The organism is Candidatus Bathycorpusculum sp. (assembly GCF_009778815.1).
Lineage (GTDB): Archaea > Thermoproteota > Bathyarchaeia > Bathyarchaeales > Bathycorpusculaceae > Bathycorpusculum > Bathycorpusculum hydrogenotrophicum.
In genome coordinates this window covers 1-19,989 of record NZ_WRFL01000025.1, presented here as the reverse complement: position 1 = coordinate 19,989, position 19,989 = coordinate 1, and the positions used below count along the sequence as shown (strand labels likewise).

Genomic DNA, 19,989 nt, shown 5'->3' with positions numbered 1-19,989 from the left:
AAGACACTATGGATAAACTTTACTAGAAAGAAACGCCATCACGAGTACCAATTGCAATCACGCCCAGTACAAATGAATGGCAAACTTGCCTCTGATGGCAAAGAGCTAAATATGTGCCATGATAAAATGTAAACGGATGCGTTATGAAATTATGGGAGTATTGTAATGACTTTTATGATAGTCTGTCGGGACTTGGTAACAAGCAACAAATAAATATGCAGTGTTTAAAAGTAGCAACTGCTCGTTTTTTGAAAAGTGGCACAAAAGATGATGCATTTGATGTATACTATTGTTTCAGTGAGATATACAAAATTTTTGGCGAAGGTTATGAAGGTGCAACATTAACCCTTTTAGACATCTTGGCAGATCATGAAACAAACGCAGGAGCAGTTGTAGCAAAACACCGAGACCATTATTCTCACGCCGTTTATGTTTTTGCACTTGGACTTACATTATATCAAATAAACCCAAAGTTTCAAAATACTTTTAACAATTTTTATAAAGAAAAGACATATGAACCTCACGAGGAATTTTTGTATCGTTGGGGTGTTGCATCACTTTTTCATGATGTGGGTTATCCATTTGAAATAGCTTTCAAAGGTATAAAGGATTATACGGAAACTTTGTTTGGGAAGTTTATACCACAACTAAAATATGATATTTCCAATTTTATCAAAAATAGTGAACCGTGGTCTTCAACTACTGCTCTCAAGAAACTAGGCCGTTTTGCGAATAAGGATTGTCATGAATTGTTAGCAACATCGATAAACACCTGCTTTGGTTTTGATGAACAAGAGGTTAAAAAATGTCTTGATGAGCATATCCCAAAAGCCAATGAGTTTACCGATCACGCGTATTTTAGTGCAATAATAATGCTTAAAAAACTGCTTGAAAAGGGTACTGCTGATCTGCTGATCTACGTTGACATCTCAATGACCATATTGCTACACTCTAGTTTTTGGCGTTACAACTTAGCTACCAAAAATTCGAGTGAAAAAGAAATATCAGAAAACATTAAACTTACCATAGAAAAGCATCCGCTGGTTTTTATGCTTAATCTCTGTGATACCTTGCAAGTTTTTGACCGAATAGGTTATGGGCATTACAGCAAAGATGAGCCATTGCCACGAACGGCATATTTTGATGTTGAAAATGGCAGGCTTACTATTACATATTCGTTTGGAGATGAGGCATTGATTTTCAAAGATAGTGAGGGTGAATCGGATACTTCTTTTATTAGTAGAACAATAAACGAAGTAGAAACCAAGATTCAGAGTGTTGTTGATTTATCAACGTATATGCCCGTAAGCTTTGATGTGGCTATTAACAATATTGAAAACCCCAAGTTGCATACATCTGCCTCATTTTTCAGGTATATACTAGAAATCGCACAGGAAATTCATAGAAAATATGTTAAAAATGGGAACCCCGAGTATAATGATCTTTTATTGGCTTGGAACGAAATAAGCCTTGAAGATAAAATGTCCAATATTGCTGCGGCAAAATTTTATGCTAATCAGCTCGCTGAAATTGGTTATTTTTATGATGAACGCACCTTAGGGTTTACAAAAATTAACCAATTAACCAATAGCGAAATTGAAGGATTGGCAAGACGTGAACATGATAGGTGGTGCGCAGAAAAAATATCAATGGGTTGGACATACGAAGGATATAATGCAAAAGATAACAAAATTAAGACAACAAAAAGGTCTGAGCGTAAGCACAATTGTCTAAAGCCCTACGATGAGTTAGATGACCATTACAAAGATAAAGATGAAGATATTGCAATAGACATAATTAAGAATTTAACAGCTAAACGTAAAGGTAAAACAAGTTTTTATGTTTACGGCGGTAATATTACCAAAAAGACTAAGTCGCCTTATTATGTGGGAATTACGGGTCATAGGCATAAAAGAATCACACAATTTAATGTTATAAAACTTGAAAAAGAGCTGAAAGGTGCATTTGAGAAAATAAACAGGTCATACGGTGAAAATGTTGTCCTGCTTAACTCGCTTGCCGATGGGTTCGATTTGATGGCAACAAAAGTCGCCATAGAGTTTGGTTGGGCAATTAAAGCTACTCTTCCAATGGAATTTGATGCCAAAACATATTATGTACGCATAGAAGACAAAAACTTGTTCAATAAAATCAGTAAGTATAAAGGATATATTGAACTGCATGTGCCAAAGTTCGAAAACATCTATGAGGATATTAGTAGGTATATCGCGTTTAATTGTGATGTACTTGTTTGTGCATGGGATAACCAAGTATCCAGCAATTTGGGTGGAACATATTACACTATTCAACTTGTAAAAAAACTGAATAATAAAAGTCCCCTATCTAAGCAACGTAATATTATTAATACATTAGAAAGCCAATTGGTTCAGACTAAAAATAGTGGTGATAACCTCTGAAAACACAATTATTTTTAGTATCTCACTAATTAACGAGTTTAAGTATGATTGCTCTCAGAAAATAATTCAGTTGTAATGTTAGGGTCTATATCAAGAATAATGTAATAAACTGTGCACAAACAAATTTAGGGAGGATATATGCCAAGGAAAAACAATGTCTCTGCACAAATCATCGGTAAGCTACACCAAGCTGAGGTCATTATGAATCAAAACTCCATATCAGACCATATAGGAACCCTGATAGAATTCATCCAGATCACAACATATGGCGGTATAGAAATAAACATACGCAACATGCGGTGTTTGTCAATGTCTTTTTTAGCCTTTTTGCGCAGTCTGACATCCGAGCACTATCGTAAAATGGAGGTTACTATATGATTAAGGCCTATAACGAAACAACGAATAGAAAAATTCGCGTTTTTATTTCTTCTACCTTTACGGATATGGCAGAGGAAAGAAATGTTATTGTCAACAATGTTTTTCCAAGGTTACGAGAATATTGTAGCGAGCGCATGGTTGACATTGTTGAGGTGGATTTAAGATGGGGAATCAGTCAAAACGATGTCGAAAATGGTAAAGTAATTAACATATGCTTAGGTGAAGTGCTAAAATGTCGCCCATTTTTTATTGGTATATTGGGAGAGCGATATGGATATGTTCCCGAGTTATCTGATGTTGACAAAGTAGATGAAGAAATTAAAAAAGAAATAGGTTCATATCCTCCGGGTATAAGCATAACTGAAATGGAAATACGTATGGGTGCATTAAATGCTCCAAGTGGAGCGTCAGCTAGTTTCTATTTTAGGACAGATAGTAAGATCAGCGAGATAGAAAAAGAAAAAATTGACAAATTGACATTATTAAAAGATGTTATTAAACAGAAATACGGGAATAAATATTACGATAGCCTATATATGCTTGAAGAATATATTTATAATGATTTAATCGCATATATAGATGGAAAATTTCCCACTATTCCTGAAGTGCCATATAAAGACAAAAGTTATTTTTCACACTTAAATCTGCTGAAACATCACAGTGAATCGCATTTGGCAAATAACGAACTGATTGATCGTATTATAGATTCGAATGATAATGTAGTTTTATATGGACTTAATGGAACAGGCAAAACAGCGACATTAGCGTATGCAACAAAGCAGTTATCTAATAACAGCGAAGTTTTCTTTCATTTTGTATCAGCAGATAGTAATAGCTATAAAATGAGTGATATTTATCGTCGCTTAAGACTATACTTAAATGAGATAGTTTCAAGTGAAATTCGTAATGATGTTGATGAAATATTTGTGAAGGAACAACTAAGTCATTTAGAAAAAAATCTTGTTATTATAATTGATAACATCAACCTTTTGCAAGGTTCGCCCAACCCCGCAACTGAATTTAGTCACTTGCTTAGAAAAAATGTCCGCATCATTATAACAAGCAATGAAGAATCCAATTTAAGTGCTTTTTCTGATATAAAAATGCCTGGTCTGACAAAAAAGCAAATTATTCGTATAGTAGATCAATTTTTTGTCCAGTTTTCCAAAAGTTTTCCTTTAAACAAAGCCCGTATGTTAGCCAATAACAAAGGATGCAAAAACCCGCTATTCTTAAAAATTGTCATAAATGAAATACGCAAATTCGGTTCGTTTGAGAATTTTGATGATTTTTTTGATAAAATTTGTGTAATTGATGAATTTGATCTGTTATACACCTTTATTGTAGAAAAATTTAAAGAATATTGTATGGAAAGGAAAATACCTGGCAAGTATGTAGAACTCATTCCTTTATTGCTCGTCTGTTCAAATAAGGGACTTAGCGAAAAAGAGATAATGGATATTACACAGTTGCCGCCAATTATGTGGGCATCTTTTTATTCATTTTTGCAAACTTATATACTTGAGTTTAATGGAAAAATACAAATTATAAATTACGATTTTGCGAAAACTATTATTGGAAAAATAAACAGTGAGCAAGAAATTAAACAAACCAGATTAATATTGTATAAGCATTTTATTTTATTGGATTCGGAGCGAAAAATTGAAGAAGGCATTTACCAAGAGCATAAATTAGGTTATTTCGATAAGCTAATCAAGAATATCAGCAATCCAAATACGTTTAATTATTTATATGAAACAGATTACAACCTTGTTTTGAGGTATTTTTCTTCCTTCATGTCAAAGGGCAATACTGTGTTACGAAATTTTAAGATCGATGAATTTTCTGATTCTGTAAAATTGGTTCGTTTTTGTGAAATCTTAACTTTAAGCGGCTGTTTTGATGCAGGATTAAAAATCATTGAAAAATCGTTAAAAAATATTCAAAGCTCAGATGAGCGCATTACCTTGAAAAGTTTTTGTGCAAGGATACTATATAAATTGGGTCAAAGTAATTATAGAATGAGCAATAAGGCTTATGAAGACTTAATTTCAGAATATTCTCACATCTATCCTAACGATGAGGTTGGTCTTGCCGAGCACAAATTTAAGTATGCAATTTCGGTCAATTCTTCGGGGCAACCCCAAAAAGCTCGGGAGATATACCAAGAAGTAGTTTCTACATTCAAAAAACATGATATAAGAAATCATTTGTCCTCATGGGCTTTGGGTAATCTTGCCAATAGTTACTATACAATGGGTTGTTTTAACAAAGCAGATGGACTATTCAGAGAGGCAATTGAAATTCGCCGAGAGTTGTTTGGAAATGACTCTAAGGAAGTTGCGTGGGAATATTGTTATTGTTTTTCCAATTTATTTGCATTAGAAAAGTATGATGAAGCATTTAGAATAGCTGAAAAAGCTAAGGATATTAGTATTGGCTTGGAGTACGCTTGGAGCGTACTAAACTATGCTGTTGCCCTAGCGCACAAGAGAATGTATGAAAACGCAATCAAATATCTCGATGAATCAATTCAGATTAACGACAGTGTAGTTGATCAGAAATTAAGACCACACGTTTACTCATTAACAGCTTATAACAATAAAGCTGCAATCTACTTTTTGATGCAACAGACAAAACCAGCGCTAGATAAAATAAAGGAAACAATAAAACTCAAGGAGGAAAAATCTGGGGAATCCCATGTTTACACTGCAAATTCTTATCTAAATTATGCAAACATGTTGGGGGCAAATCAGAGCGAAGAAGCAAAAAAATTCATAGATAAAGCAATAGCAGTATTTGAAAATGATGGGGATACCGGGCTTGATTTAGCATTTGCGTTTGTTTGCAAATTAGTTATAGCGATAAAGGAAAAAAATAGTGCTGAAAGTGTGAAAATAATGCAAAAAACACGTTCACTATTAAGCGAAAAATCGCGTGATACTGGGCTCGTTCATCACTTATATGCTAAAATAGACAAGAGTTTTATGATTAGTAAAAACCTGCCAATGACTGCATATGCGTCAAATGGATTTTATTTGACTGCAAATAATGAGTCGGAGTTCATTATTTTGCCAAAAACTCTTTTATAACATCCATATATTCTTTATTTTGATTTTTACATGAAATTTTCAGTACATACAATTGATTTTGTTCTAACCTTTTTGGATTAATAAATACGTTAATGGTTCAAAATTTATGTCATGATTCAAATTAGTTTATTTCCAACTTCTCATCATTGGACTTATTATTACTGACCGTATACTGATTTAGAAGATACTCACACTCTTTTTCTGCCGGAGTATGTATTCAGCTCTCAGCAAAACGCCCATTTATATTAGGCCCCCCTGCATGAACACGCATATTGAATCACGTATAGTGAACAAAAACAGCACTGAAAACCAAATTACAACGAAAAACAAGTACGCTAAAGCCTAACAAACGGTACGAACTAAATACATACCTGCCGAGTATCGTTAGAATAAATTATTCGGCAAACAGCTTACTATTTAAACTTTGTTTGAACTCAATATGTTGTTCCAGAATTCTAGTCAGTATTTTTTTTAAAATACCTTTCTGCCTGCCATCTAAACCTTTAATCATGAGGACATTTTCACTTACATCCTGTGAATCGGCATATATTTTTCGAGCACTTGCTTTGTACCATCCTGCGGCAGCAATAGACCCATCAGGATTTAATAGCAGAGAAAAATTATAGCAACACTTAACAGGTATCATTTCCTCGCGCAATTCGTAAAAAAACAGATTCTTTATTACATCGCTAATTTCTTTTGAATCCTTAGCGGGAGATTGTAACCATTCAATTATTTGGTCATCGACTCTTATTGTATATAAAAAATCGACAGCTGCAGAGTTTTGATTATTTTCTAATATCCATATTGATGCAATAAGTAATTGATTGAGAAAATCACAATTCTTTTTCCACTCCAATAATCTAAAGTCATTTTTAGCACTGCAACTACTACAAATCGTTTCTGAAATTCCTTTAAATACACTTATTAGACGTTTTGTTTTTGATGTGGTTTTCTGAACACCGTTTATCCAGTCAAGTATATGAGAAACATCGACTTGTTCGCGACCATATTGTAAATCACGCGTTAATAATCCTTGTAATTTTTCTGTAATTGATGAGTTACATGTATTGCACAACGAAGAAAAAAAATCACTAAAAATTGATGATAGAGAGACTTTGTTAATTCTGTTTAGCCATATACAAATCTCTGCATTTGAGATATAATATGCTCTAATCCACCTATCTATTTCGTGTCTTGCAACAAGCGATTTTTCAAGGTACCATGTTATTCCAGTTTTAAGCTCTGAATAATCTGGTTCACAATTTACAGGACAATAATACACATATTTTGTCCCTTTAGCTATATTGCTTGATATGGTCATTTTAGCAATAACGGTCATATCGTAATCGCGAAGATTGTTTGTTAATAAATGGACTTCTGATGAAGCTTGCATACGCATCTCACTCGACCCCAAGATAAATGCGCCAAGTCCTTGCGTCTTGCATTGGGCATCCAAGCTACTCAATAGCAACTCAACGCATCCCCAGTGGTCGATGGAATTTTTTAAGTATCCAATGGTTTGCTCAATGACGAGTTTGCTGTGCTCATGCGAATACTGTATTGATTGAAGTGAAGCAAGATTAAGCTCTTTTATTGGTGAAGGAATCGCATCAAAGTCAACTATTGCCTCTGGAAATATTATGGGGATAATTTTTACGTTAGCGTTTTTTGCTGCTAATAATTCTTTTCTAACCCAATCAGTTTCCTCTGAGAGATTACTGAGGGTATTGCCTGAAAGAATCAAAAGCATATTATCGCATGACTTGAGAATGTTTAACACTCTGTCGGGATAACTGCCAGCTTCACTTTGTCTTACATCCATAAAGACAGAAATGCCCTTTTCGAGCAAGGCATAGTATAATAACGTTGCTTGATCTGCGCCGCAAGAACGTTTGTAACTGATGAATGCATTGTAATACTTTATTTCGGTATGTCCCCCTTTTTTGAGATTATATGTTGATAATACACTTCAAATTGAGAGCTATATTTATCTGCATAAATTGTATTTGCATTGATGCGCTTCCCCCTTGAAATTCGTTTGCTTTGAATTTGATCAAATAACTCTTGTGAATATGCAAAAACACCTATAAGGGCGGACCCAACAGCATTTTCAGCCTGTTCAAGCAGGATTTGATCGATTCCTGTGATATCGCTTGTTATTTGCACCCAAACATCACTTCTCGCTCCACCACCAGTCGAATAACTGTTTTTAGGAGGAATAATGTTATCATATTTCCAAGTTGACAGTAAACCATAACCAAAACTTTCCAATACAGCTCGGCAACAATCAGCTTTTTCTGTGTATGTAGTGATGTTGATTAATTGACCCGATGGCTCTGAACTTATTCCTGCTGTAAATAAGTCTGGATTCTGTATAAATAGGGCATTATTTGCTCCTGGAACAGAAGTACTTGCTAATCTTGAAAATTCATCATACTGATCTTTTCCACAGAAAAATTCCACCATTTTACTAATTTGCTGACCACTACGTGGAATAGATGTAATCCACCTTATCGGATTTATATCAATGGTTCCGTTTAATAAATTGGACATATCATCACAGAGTAACGCTGAACAATTATATGTTCCATAGTATATCAATGATTCATCTTTGTTAAGAACACCCGCACCTACAAGGGTCGCTACAGAATCATGTGAACCTGCAACAACAATAGTATCCTCATTTATTCCAAATCTGATCGCAATATCGTTTAATACTGTACCAATTATTGCTGTAGGAGCGACTAAAGCAGGCAAAATGGACGGATTTATACGATATTTTTCAAGTATTTCTTTGTTCCATTCTTTTCGAGATAAATCAAAAACATTACCACACTCTACCGCAGTGCCGATATCACATACGCTCTTGCCTGTTAATTTGCGGACACAATATGTATGTGCGGTAAGAATAGTCGATACTTTTTCCCATGATGCTTCGTTATTCTTCAAATATATCAATTTTGAAAGATACTCGTTCATCCATTTAGTTCCATCTAATTTATCTAATTCACGTTCAATATCAATTGCAAAATCATCAAAAAACATTCGAGTAGTGCCAATCGGATCACCGTTTTCATTTAACATAATTATATTGGGAACCATCCCGGAAATCGTTATCGAATATATACACTTTGCGAATTCTTTTTTAATGATGTCCTGCAGAAGAAATAATACTTCTTCCCACCAGTGATGGGCGAAATCCTGTATTTTTGTATCATAACAATGTTTTATGGACGATGAAGCACGAATGACACCAAGGGCATTTATTGCGATGCCCTTAGACATGGTTGTGCCAATATCAATTCCGATAAACACTTTTTCCAAATTCATACTTGATAACTATCCCTTGCAGTCATATTCCAAGTAATGGGAGTGACACTGATGTTTCGACGTTTTGCAAAGCAACAAATATCGCTATCTTCCTCCAAAGTTGCATGATCAATGTCAATGTATGACTGTAATCGCAGTTTTTCAGAGAAATTTCGTTTTTCAGGTTTCTTAAAGAAGAAATAATTCTGTCTGCTTTGTTTCGTTAGTTCTATTGGCGTGTCATTCGTAGCGTCGTTAGGTATATTTATGTTTAGAAGTGATATATCACCTCCGAGACCCTCTGCAAGTACACGTTTTGCATAAATACGAATAATTCGTTTTGTCTGTATCCAATTCAATTCAGCAAAGTCGCTTGAATGTTGGCTTTCAAGAACAACTTCCAAAGAAACTGCGATAGCGGGAATGCCATAAGTGTCTGCTTCTAATGCAGCACCAATTGTCCCACTACAGGAAAGCCCCAAGCCGAGATTCTCGCCATAGTTTATCCCACTTATGCAGAGATCAATTTTCCTGTTAGCGATTTCAAGCACCGCATGGGAAACAGAAGTAGCTGGCGAACCATGAACTCCATAAGCAATGATCTTTTTACCTGCAATTTCCATATCTATTTTATCGATAATTCCAACATCATCAGACTTTGGAAATGATCGTCCCATACTGGTTTGTTGTTTTGTTGGTGCGACTATTAGAACTTCGGAAAAGTCAATGATGGCTTCAGCGGCAGCTCTAATTCCGGGAGATAAAACACCATCGTCATTTGTGATCAGAATGAGTGGTTTCATGAATGATTACTTCCAAAAAGCATTGTTTTTATAGTCTCTTTTAACTTTTCAAATCCAACACAAGCACAAAAGAATATCGTGGAATTTTGTCGGTCTTGAAAAGCTTCAATATATTCGGCTGAAAAAAATGTTTCAGCATCCGAACGTAATCGATTTATCGCTATTCCATTAGAGTCAATAAGCAATTGCGGACATACGCTATCCGCAAACATTGTAGATTGCACATAATTACTAACGACCACGTGTTCAGCTTGTTTGTAATACCCAACGGCTCCAGCTTTTCCGATATACAAGTGATCCAAAATATTATCGCATATAACATCGGGCAACTTGTAACCTGGTTGTGTTTTCGGTACACTTAGATTATCACAGGAATCACAAAGCCCATAACAACGTCTTTTGCATTCAGTTTGATAATGCCAAATCCGATTGGCAGTTAGTTGTCGTGGTCTCATACTAACACTTATCTTTTCTTTATTAAGGATATCCAGTGCCTCATTAAATAATCTATTTACATTTACTTGGCTATTGATTAAATCAACAAACTCTTTGCCAATCAATAAATATTGTGTGTGTCCTTCATAGAACAAAACGGACATATTCCAGAAATGATTAACGATAGCATCGAGTATAAACTCGTTGAATTCCGAAAAGTTTTTTGCGTTACTATGGCACTTAAGAATTAGTGTACGTACCTCTTGAAAATGATCATTTAAAGATGAAGAATAGCAACTGTTTTTTGTAAATTGCTTTGCGGCTACCCTGATTTCTTCGATCCAACTTTCGACAACTTTCAAGGGTGGCCGTTCAATATTGAACATTACGTCGTTTCGAGTTGAATGTGGAATACTTAAACGAATATGTTTCGTGTATGGCTTTGAAATTATGGGAATTGCACATTTATAAAAGCGTTTATCGTCAGCCACATCATAATCAACAAACATAAAAACAGGTACGTATCTTCGGCCAGTTCGTTCTTGTGCAAGTTTGCATGATTCAACTAAATAAAATATGGGTTCAATTATCGCAATTGTTGGGAAAATATTGGGTTGGTGTGCCATTAAAATAATATTTGCACCACCGCGAAGCTCGTGTATTCTACTACAAATATCTTCAGAAAGAGAACCCGCTTTGGTGTGGAACTGTTCGATGAGGTCTGCTATTTCGATATTATGTTTATTTGAAGATTTGTATTGACATAACTCGTTGACAAAAGTGTCAATCGTAGTGTGACTAATATGAGAAAACATATTTGTCAACACTTCGTTCGCACTAAAATCCGAATGAAGTATTTGCCAACAGTTCATTATCCTTTCATTTTTATCCATATATTCATGTTCTTTTTAAATATAGCGTTGGGCAGTGTTGATTATCATTTACGGAAATTATTTTGTTGTCTTCACTTGTGCAATCTTACCAATCGCCCTTCACAATACCAAACCGCGCACTGAAAACTACCAATTAAAATATCCAACATAACATCTGTATCTCATCAAACACCAAAATTTACAAACAAAAACCAACAAACTAATCAGTCACACTCAAACAAATCGAAACACCTCCTGAATTGTACAACCAAACTCTGTTTAAACTCAGGGCAAAAGCACTTGCTTTTAGAGTAGGATTTCTCAAGTATAGCAACATAAAGATTAGATGTTGCGTAATAATAGATAGCTGTATTGTCTTTGTGGATCGGTTATTTTTCTATTTTCTTCAACTATTTTCTGTATTTTCATATACTCTTTATACTATTTTTTCCCAAAATAAAGTAAGTGCTTTTTCCCTGTGTTTAAACTGACTTTAGGAACCGTCAATAAATAATTTGACCATATTGTAGCGAGTTTTTTGGGTTTTTGACGATAGAAATGGTCAAATTATTTCCTGACAGATCCTTAGGAAATAACGTCTCTTTTGAGGATAAAACTGTTGGTTTGTCTTTTGATGGTTTGGCGAAAAAGCGTTTAATGCTAAAATTTACAAGTGAAGGGGTATTTTAGACTTAAAGAAGTGAAAAACAGATTCTGTATTTAAAAAAATTCAAAGAACACAGTTTTGACCCATTCACCAACGAAATAAAACATATCCAGCATATCCAAGTGTTCCAGTAGTGCCGCGTATATTGATTCAATCATAGCAACTAAGGGGCCTTCTATTTTTTCTGCATAAGTCTCAGTGAGTAACAGCTAATCCACCAACACAACACACTACATAGCGCCACCACTGCTTATGCGTTTCCAGTTTATCTGAGCAAGGTATAAGTAGCATATTTGTTTACTTCAACACAGCTTCTATATATGAAAGATCTATTGCATGGACTATATATCAGCACAACAAGCAACAGAAAAATGGGACGTATCTGCCCGCAGGGTACAGGTTCATGCAAAAGCAGGACATATTGAGGGAGCAGTCCGTTTCGGTCATGTTTGGATGGTTCCCAAAGATGCTGAACAGCCAAAAGATGGACGTGTCACCACAGGCGAATGGATTGGTTATTGGCGCAAGCCAAAAACAACAAGAGGGAATAAATAATGCTGTCTAAGAATACGAAGATATACGCAGGTTGCCATCCGAACGACGAAGCCGTTGTTGCGCAGACGTTAGAGCGGCTCCGTTCAGCAGGATGGGCTGATGTCTCCGTTTTGTCGCTATTAACCGACCAAACCGCATCTTTGGAAATGATCCAACAGAGCGGAATGGTGCTACTGTTTTTAAGTATATCTTTCGCGCGCGATGAACGGTTGATGCTTGAAAAATTTGCTTACGCCGCCACCATTGTGCGCAAGCCCTTTATACCCGTGTGGTTGGACAGCCCCGCAGATATAAAAGCGGATTACGAAGACATAAATTGCGATAAACAGCTGTTAAGTGCGCTGGAGATGCTCACGGCTAAGCACACGGGCACAACGCCAGACAAGCTCGTTCCCGTATTGGAGCAATATACAGTGGACGACATTCCCTATACGCTCTCCTACCCGCAATTTTGCGAAAAGCCCTGCGAGGCTTATGAAGGCGGCAAGCCGTTCATCTTCATCAGCTATGCGCACAATGACGCTCCCAAAGTATATCCTGTGATTAAGGAGCTGTATGAATCCGGTTGGGATTTGTGGTACGACGAAGGGATAAAAATAACGGAGCGCTTTTTGCCCGTCATTGCGCACCATTTACAGCTGTGTTCGGCATTCGTGCTGATGCTGACCAACTGTTGCCTTGAACGCCCCTTTATAATAAATTATGAACTTGAATACGCGCAAAAGCTCGGCATCCCAATTATCACCGTATTATTGGAGGATTTAAGCCCGCCGCAGTGGTCGCGGGCGAATGCCGATCGGCTTTCGGCAAACTCAGTAAAGCCGTATGAGCTTCAAAGCAATATAGAAAACTTAGGCTTACCGAACCGCGGATCCCGCACGGCATTGCCACCCGCCGTTAAACACAATATAATTTATGACGTTGCCCTGCCGCCGGAGCTACAGGGGTTTGAGTGCATTGTACGCGAAAATACCATCACCATCGTTAAGTATTTCGGAAACGACGCAGAAGTAATCATTCCCGAAACCGTTACATCACACGACAATATTGCGACATTCAGAATCGGTTCGATCTTTAGCGAGGCATTTATGGGTTGCAAGAAAGCGGAGAGTATACAGATTCCGCTGAGCGTCACGATGATCGGTAGCAGAGCGTTTTCGGGCTGTTCGGCGTTGAGAAGTGTCGCTATACCCGAATACGTCACCCGCATTGAGGAGTTCACGTTTTTCGGCTGTGCCTCTTTAAGCGAAATCACCATTCCGCCCAACGTTACCGAAATAGGCAAGGGAGCGTTCGCATATTGTAAAGCCCTGTCGGACATCACTCTTCCGCAGGGCATTTCGGTCATCAGCGATTTGCTTTTCAGAGACTGCATATCGCTAAAAAGCATCGAAATTCCCCCGAACGTGAGGAAGATCGGTTCCGGCGCTTTCTATAACTGCGGCTTGGAGCAAGTCGTTATTCCTGGCAACGTCGAAATAATTGACTTCGGCGCGTTCGGCCGTTGCTCGGATTTAATCGGTGTTGTTATGATGGAGGGCGTAAAAACGATCCTTGAATGGGCGTTTTACGAGTGTACGTCGCTTAAATCGATTGAGATACCCGACAGTGTAGACACCGCAAACAACGGCGTGCTGTTCGGTTGCACGTCCCTTGCTAAGGGCAACCTTCCGCAAAGGGTGCGGAACTCAAAGCACATCTTTGAGGAAGTGACTCTCGGCGGCGGGAAGTTACGTTTGGAGGATTGGCTTGATTTATGCAGACATAAAAACCCAGCGCAATTGTCTGAGGAGAGCATTGACCCCGTTTTACCTAAGGCCGCCGAAAAGCCGAGGGCGCTGGTATGCTGCGCGGAGGAGGACGTTTCCTGCATTAAGGATTTAGTAATCGGCTTATATTGGGAGGGCTTTAACGTTTACTATGAAGCAGCACCGACCAAACAAGCGTTGGAAGACAGCAACTGCGTATTGACGTTCTTTTCGAAACACACGGCAAATTCCGTTCGAACGATGGAAACGCTTAAGCAAGCCGTCGAGTTTGGCATTTCCCGAATCATACAAGTTTTTTTACATGATTGCTTCGATTGGCCTGCGGAATTTCGGGGTAGGCTACACGGCAGGCAAGTCATCATTCAAAGCTTAAATTCGGAAACCGAATTTGTGGGTAAAATCCGCGATAGTCTGCGGTATTTCGGATGCACCCAGAAGCATACGCGCGGCTTCGATGTAAGGAAAACGGACGGCGACGTTGAAATCGTGCGGTTCAACCCGACGGATTTCCCGCACGTCATCATCCCCAAAACGTTTTTAAACCCTCCGCTTCCCGTGACGCATATCAGCAAAACGGCTTTTTTTGAATGTAAAACCGTAAAAAGCGTCATAATTCCCGACAGCGTCACAGACATTTCCGACAGAGCCTTTTCGGGCTGTATCTCCTTAGAGCGGGTCAAAATTTCCGACGGCGTTACGTGTATTAGGGAATATACCTTCAACACTTGCAAAAGCCTGCGAGAGGTTAATATCCCGAACAGTGTCAACAAAATCGGCGCGGGTGCGTTTTGGCAGTGCGAATCGCTGGAGTACATCGAAATACCCGACAGCGTTACGGATATCGAAAAGAACGCTTTTTACTCTTGCGGCGGATTAAAGGAAATTATTTTGCCCGACAGCGTTGTGAAAATGGGCGAGAGTATGTTTATGCATTGTGCGTCGCTCCGTAGCGTCAAGCTACCAAAGCATATCACGGAAATCGGCGACAGCTTTTTCAGATATTGTCAAAAACTGGAGAATATAACCATTCCAGACGGCGTTAAAAGTATCGGTGGTGAGGCGTTCCAAAGCTGCGAATCGCTGGAGAGTGTAGTCATACCGAGGGGTGTGAAAAAAATGGGGTGGATGGTGTTTGAGAATTGCAAGGCGCTTAAATACGTTTCACCCATCCCTGATTCAGTAGTCAATGCGTACAGCGACTACACGAGGGACAACAATTCCGAGTACGGCGATTTTTATCAGGGAATGTTCGTAAATTGTAAAAACTTGGGCATGGTTTTCAACGAAAGTAAAACCGTTCTTTATAACTACCCGTCGCAAAACGCTTCTGAAACATTCACCGTGCTGCCAGGCGTCAGAATCAATGCCGACGCTTTCGAGGGTTGCGAAACGCTGAAGCGCGTCATATTCGCGGACGGCAGAGCGGAAATCGACTATGCGTCCTTCGCGGGATGCAAATCTCTGGAAACCGTCGTATTGCCTGAGGGCATTGAGAAAATCGACAAATACGCTTTTTATAACTGCGAAGCCTTAACCGAAATCCGCGTCCCCGAAAGCGTTTCGTTTTTCGGAAGACGCGCGTTTTGGAATTGCAAATCGCTGAAGAGCGCAAACATTCCGTTGCGAACCAAAATCATCGGAGACAGAATTTTCGCGGGTTGCAAATCGCTAAAAAGCATAAATATTCCTGACGGCACCGTAATTATAGAGGATTTGGCGTTCTTCAACTGCCAGTCATTGACCGAAATCAACATTCCGGACACCGTCGAAAAAATCGGGCAGTCCACTTTTAATAACTGTCACTCGGTGGAGCGCATCATTATACCAAACGGCATAAAATCAATCACGCAGTGGATGTTCGCGTGGTGCAAATCGCTGACGGAGATTACGATTCCTGAAAGCGTGACGGAAATCCTCCAAGGCGCGTTTAAAGGTTGTAAGTTGCTTACAAGCGTAAATATCCCCGCCGGCGTCGCAAGGATTGATAATAACGCCTTCGAAATGTGCGAAATGCTGGAGACTTTGGAAATCCCGCACGGTGTGCAAACCGTTGCAAAGGAAACGTTCGCTAAATGTTACAGGCTTAGCAAAATAACGATTCCGGACAGCGTTAAGAAAATCGAGCGCGCCGCCTTCTATAGCTGCCAAGCATTAACGGAATTGGCGGTTCCTGACAGCGTCACGATCATCGAGGAAGGAGCATTTTCGAATTGCAGAGGACTGCAGAGCGCTACAATTCCCGACGGCATGGCGGTGCTCAAAAACTGGCTTTTCGCGCATTGCGATGCGCTGGAGCATATCCTCCTCCCAGAAGGCATAACAACCCTCAGCGAAGGCGTTTTTCTTAACTGCACGTCGCTTAAAAGCATAACCCTGCCGCAGAGCTTAGAAGTCGTTGCCAGCTGCGCATTCGAGGGCTGCGCGGCCTTATCCGAGGTAATAGTCTTAAACAAAAAAGTAAAAATCGTAGAGGACGCATTCAACGGTTGCGCCGTTACGCTCGTGAACCTAACATATCGGGACGGCGATCGATATATCGGCGTTGAGGAATATAAGGACAGCGATTTGACGGAAATCATCATCCCCTACGGTGTCGTAAACATCCACAGAAACGCATTCGAGAACTGCGGAGCGCTTAAGAAAATCGTCATGCCGGACACCGTACGGTACATCAGTATTAACGCTTTCCGCAATTGCGCGGCTCTGGAAACCGTTGTTTTTTCTAAGAACACGGAAAGAATCGGCGCTTGGGCGTTTGAAAAATGCGAATCGCTGACAGAAATCGTCTTACCGGACGGCGTTACCCGCATCGGCACCGAAGCTTTTTTAAACTGCGTTAATTTAACAAAGGTCGTCATCCCAGATAGCGTGAGATATATCGGTGACGGCGCGTTTTGGCGCTGTAATGCGTTGACTGAGCTGAACATCCCCGCGCATGTGAGTTATAAGAAGAATATCTATACCGATTTGGTACCTTGGTAAGGGAGGTGCATTAATACCCGGATTTGCGAACTGGAAAGAGCTTTATCGGCTGTAAGTCCTGCAATTAACCGACATTGCGGTCAATGATTTTTTTAGATGATGGTGCATTATTTAAAGCTGTGAGTGAAGGTTAAATACTTCAAAAATTGATAGCCCGTAAACTGGCCGAATGGGTTGAAGCTTTTGAGGAAGAACAGACCCTGTTCCAAGCTGGCAAAGAACCCAAAACCATTAGAGCTGACAAAACCTAACCAACCTCCAAACCCTATGGCTGAGGAGTAAACGGCTTGATTCAAAGTTCGAGTCTGAAGTGGGATGTTAAGAATAATTCTCAATAAATCAAATAACTGCGGATCCTTGAAAACATTAAACGGAACAACTGACTCCTCAGATAATTTAGTGTTCACTATTTCCTGACGCTCAAATGGTTTACACATTATTTGACGACGTAGTTCTTTTGTACTATGATGTATTACCTCTAAAAACTGATGAGGCGCGTATATATTATGCAAATGATGTTGCAACGCGAAACCTGCAGGTTTGTCTGAGTGTTTTAGAGAACACCTTTTTGGTTATAACACCTTTGACTGGCTGTTGTTTTCTTCGCAGTTCATCATTGAATTAGTCGATGCATCATTCTTTGGATCCTTTTCAGGCACAGAGATACAGTTTACCTTTCGAAAATATAACGGCAGGTTTACCTTTCGAAAATATAACGACAGATAAGGCAGAAAAAGGAAAAAGAGGGCTGTGATGGCGATGTCTCCATTTCTTTAAAGTTCAAACCCTGCCCTCGGCACCACTCCATCCTTTTGGGAACTGCCTGCGAAGGAATTTGTGGCTTTGGACAAACATGCGAAAGATTACTATTTTCGTTTACGAAACAACTTTACATTACCATTATCAAAACTAGTATGCTCTTCAAAACCAGCCTCAATGAGACTAACAGCTTCAGCGGGTGTCTTTGCAATTTTGCATATGTAACCTTTGTCTTCACCTACAGAAATAAGCTGAGTGTATAACAATGTGTTCTTAATGTTCTTATGACCAAGCACCTGCATAACATGCAAAATATCTTTTGTCTTATCATATTCCGTCGTACCTTTCCAGTGGCGTAGCGTGTGGATTGTTATTTGATTTAATCGAGGGTTACATAGTTTAACTGCGAGTCTTTTGCGGTCATGCTCAAAGGTACGCCGAAGATTATTCAGGTTCTTATAATGGTTAAAGATACGCTCAGTAGTTTTAGGGTAACATTCCAGCATATTTTGCAGTTTCTTAGATAGTTGAAATCGTCGGGGGTTGCTGTTTTTCTCGGCTCTAATGCTTAATGTGCGACCCTCAAAATCAATGTCTGTCCATAGTAGATCATAGATTTCACCCGCTCTTGCACCTGTCTCTTTAGCAATCAATAGTAGCAAGCCGATTTCTTTGTGGACTCCAGCGATCAGGTCGTCTATTTCTCGCTCCTGAGGTATGAAGGGCAATTCTCTTACTGCTTCATACCAAGGCCGATTCCAAGTATAGCCGTACTGTTTAGCATAGAGATCATACGCAAACACTACTACTTGTTTCTGGGACGCCTTCCAGCAATCTTGACTGGCAATAACTGCTTTGACACTTTCAGGGTCAGCTAAGTCCGCATTGAGCCGTAGTAACCGTATTAAAGCTGATTGTCGTCGTTCCATAGTTGATTGTTTGTAGCCTTGTTTCTGCATCCAATGGATATGTTCAGTTATTTTCGCGACATTGCCCACATTCAGGTTTGATGTGTTTGTGGGCTCCAAATTTTTCGCGTCCAAAGCGCTTATTTGGTTGCCATCACCACTGCCATTGATGCTTTTAAGCTTTGGCGGGAACGAATATCTATGGGTACAATCTCGACACAAATAACGCTGAATTTCTGAACCATCCAACATATAGCGCTTGCTGGCACGGTACGACCGCGTAGAACCACACTTTGGACACACAGAAGGGGTAGCCTGACCCCCCTCAGATACATCCAGCGTTAAAAAGCCATATTGACACTCAGTCATAAAATAACTGCCCCTATGCTACCCTCTTGATAATGCCAAGTTGGATGTGCACGTCTTGATTCTTCAAAACAACCTCTGCACTGACGCCACACCTCACCATTAGGCAACTTTACCTCATACTCAACAGAGTGATTGCGACAATTGCCGCATGGTTCAGCTGATCTAACGCGCTTAAAAACAACTTCAGATTCAAGAGAAACGGGTGGTTTTTGATATTGCAACTGCATCTCTTGATTAACTTGTTGTTTGCAACCCTGTATATTGTTGCTATCGCTGCTTTGTTTTTCTTGTAATATGGTGTCATTTTGGCCGATATCGAGCATATCACGCAAAACTGGAAAATCCACACTGCCCCCGTTAGAAAAAGTTCCAGCTGGACTAAATTCACTTTTGGCGTTTTGCGAGATATGGTTGATATCGTCGAAAATCAGCGTTTTTTGCAAATATTCGACGCAGTCTGTGGAATCAGTTATTTTGTGTTTATACCAGTCTATTTTTAGATTGATGTATCCATCTACTTGTTTCTTGTCAATTTTTGGTTTTTTACGAAAGTGAACTACTCGCCCCTTCCGGGGCGAGCATCACTGGTTTCGATTTACGCATGTTTAGGTTCGTGCATGTTTAGGTTCGTGCATGTTTAGGTTCGTGCATGTTTAGGTTCGTGCATGTTT

12 protein-coding genes are annotated in these 19,989 nt (G+C 39.1%); 5 read left to right on the top strand and 7 right to left on the bottom strand.

What is annotated here, in order from left to right; genetic code table 11:
- Positions 1-143: 143 nt before the first annotated feature.
- The 3 genes from FWF39_RS06345 (at position 144) to FWF39_RS06335 (ending at position 5,887) form a co-directional block, all read left to right on the top strand.
- Complete coding sequence (locus FWF39_RS06345; RefSeq protein WP_343382604.1) at positions 144-2,417, top strand: RyR domain-containing protein; 2,274 nt, start codon at positions 144-146, stop codon at positions 2,415-2,417.
- Between the two features lie 138 nt (positions 2,418-2,555).
- The gene (locus FWF39_RS06340; RefSeq protein ID WP_343382603.1) at positions 2,556-2,795 is read left to right on the top strand and encodes a hypothetical protein; all 240 of its coding nucleotides are present in this window, start codon (positions 2,556-2,558) and stop codon (positions 2,793-2,795) included.
- Entirely contained in the window at positions 2,792-5,887 is a 3,096-nt protein-coding gene (locus FWF39_RS06335) for a tetratricopeptide repeat protein (RefSeq protein ID WP_343382602.1), read from the top strand. Before FWF39_RS06340 ends, FWF39_RS06335 begins: the two co-directional genes overlap by 4 nt.
- Before the next feature lie 394 nt (positions 5,888-6,281).
- Here FWF39_RS06335 and FWF39_RS06330 read toward each other — a convergent pair whose 3' ends face one another.
- The 4 genes from FWF39_RS06330 to FWF39_RS06315 are packed head-to-tail and all read right to left on the bottom strand — an operon-like array spanning position 6,282 to position 11,330.
- Entirely contained in the window at positions 6,282-7,793 is a 1,512-nt protein-coding gene (locus tag FWF39_RS06330) for a toll/interleukin-1 receptor domain-containing protein (protein ID WP_343382614.1), read from the bottom strand.
- A 17-nt stretch (positions 7,794-7,810) separates the two neighbouring features.
- Positions 7,811-9,220 carry an FGGY family carbohydrate kinase gene (locus tag FWF39_RS06325; RefSeq protein WP_343382601.1) on the bottom strand — a complete coding sequence of 470 codons (1,410 nt, stop codon included), beginning with the start codon at positions 9,218-9,220 and terminating at the stop codon, positions 7,811-7,813.
- Positions 9,217-10,002 (bottom strand): 5'/3'-nucleotidase SurE, encoded by a 786-nt coding sequence (gene surE / locus FWF39_RS06320; RefSeq protein ID WP_343382600.1) that lies wholly within the window; start codon positions 10,000-10,002, stop codon positions 9,217-9,219. Before surE ends, FWF39_RS06325 begins: the two co-directional genes overlap by 4 nt.
- Positions 9,999-11,330, bottom strand: coding sequence for a hypothetical protein (locus FWF39_RS06315; protein ID WP_343382599.1), 1,332 nt, complete (start codon positions 11,328-11,330; stop codon positions 9,999-10,001). The genes surE and FWF39_RS06315 overlap by 4 nt, the downstream gene beginning before the upstream one ends.
- 982 nt (positions 11,331-12,312) lie before the next feature.
- Between FWF39_RS06315 and FWF39_RS06310 the strand changes: the two genes are divergently transcribed.
- Positions 12,313-12,531, top strand: coding sequence for a DNA-binding protein (locus tag FWF39_RS06310; protein ID WP_343382598.1), 219 nt, complete (start codon positions 12,313-12,315; stop codon positions 12,529-12,531).
- Positions 12,531-17,282, top strand: coding sequence for a leucine-rich repeat protein (locus FWF39_RS06305; RefSeq protein ID WP_343382597.1), 4,752 nt, complete (start codon positions 12,531-12,533; stop codon positions 17,280-17,282). The genes FWF39_RS06310 and FWF39_RS06305 overlap by 1 nt, the downstream gene beginning before the upstream one ends.
- Before the next feature lie 107 nt (positions 17,283-17,389).
- On the opposite strand, the gene FWF39_RS06300 is transcribed toward FWF39_RS06305, so the two are convergent.
- The 3 genes from FWF39_RS06300 to FWF39_RS06290 form a co-directional block, all read right to left on the bottom strand.
- Positions 17,390-17,806, bottom strand: coding sequence for a hypothetical protein (locus FWF39_RS06300; protein ID WP_343382596.1), 417 nt, complete (start codon positions 17,804-17,806; stop codon positions 17,390-17,392).
- Positions 17,807-18,148: 342 nt separating this feature from the next.
- A complete protein-coding gene (locus FWF39_RS06295) occupies positions 18,149-19,318 on the bottom strand; it encodes a site-specific integrase (RefSeq protein WP_343382595.1) in 1,170 nt (389 codons plus the stop codon).
- Positions 19,315-19,761, bottom strand: a complete 447-nt coding sequence (locus tag FWF39_RS06290; RefSeq protein ID WP_343382594.1) for a hypothetical protein — start codon at positions 19,759-19,761, stop codon at positions 19,315-19,317. Before FWF39_RS06290 ends, FWF39_RS06295 begins: the two co-directional genes overlap by 4 nt.
- Positions 19,762-19,989: the final 228 nt, after the last annotated feature.

Bases quoted from the DNA above. Each gene is read 5' to 3' on its own strand.
- surE (WP_343382600.1), bottom strand. From the start codon at position 10,002: ATGAAACCACTCATTCTGATCACAAATGACGATGGTGTTTTATCTCCC.
- FWF39_RS06345 (WP_343382604.1), top strand. From the start codon at position 144: ATGAAATTATGGGAGTATTGTAATGACTTTTATGATAGTCTGTCGGGA.
- FWF39_RS06295 (WP_343382595.1), bottom strand. From the start codon at position 19,318: ATGACTGAGTGTCAATATGGCTTTTTAACGCTGGATGTATCTGAGGGG.
- FWF39_RS06315 (WP_343382599.1), bottom strand. From the start codon at position 11,330: ATGGATAAAAATGAAAGGATAATGAACTGTTGGCAAATACTTCATTCG.
- FWF39_RS06340 (WP_343382603.1), top strand. From the start codon at position 2,556: ATGCCAAGGAAAAACAATGTCTCTGCACAAATCATCGGTAAGCTACAC.
- FWF39_RS06325 (WP_343382601.1), bottom strand. From the start codon at position 9,220: ATGAATTTGGAAAAAGTGTTTATCGGAATTGATATTGGCACAACCATG.
- FWF39_RS06310 (WP_343382598.1), top strand. From the start codon at position 12,313: ATGGACTATATATCAGCACAACAAGCAACAGAAAAATGGGACGTATCT.
- FWF39_RS06335 (WP_343382602.1), top strand. From the start codon at position 2,792: ATGATTAAGGCCTATAACGAAACAACGAATAGAAAAATTCGCGTTTTT.
- FWF39_RS06305 (WP_343382597.1), top strand. From the start codon at position 12,531: ATGCTGTCTAAGAATACGAAGATATACGCAGGTTGCCATCCGAACGAC.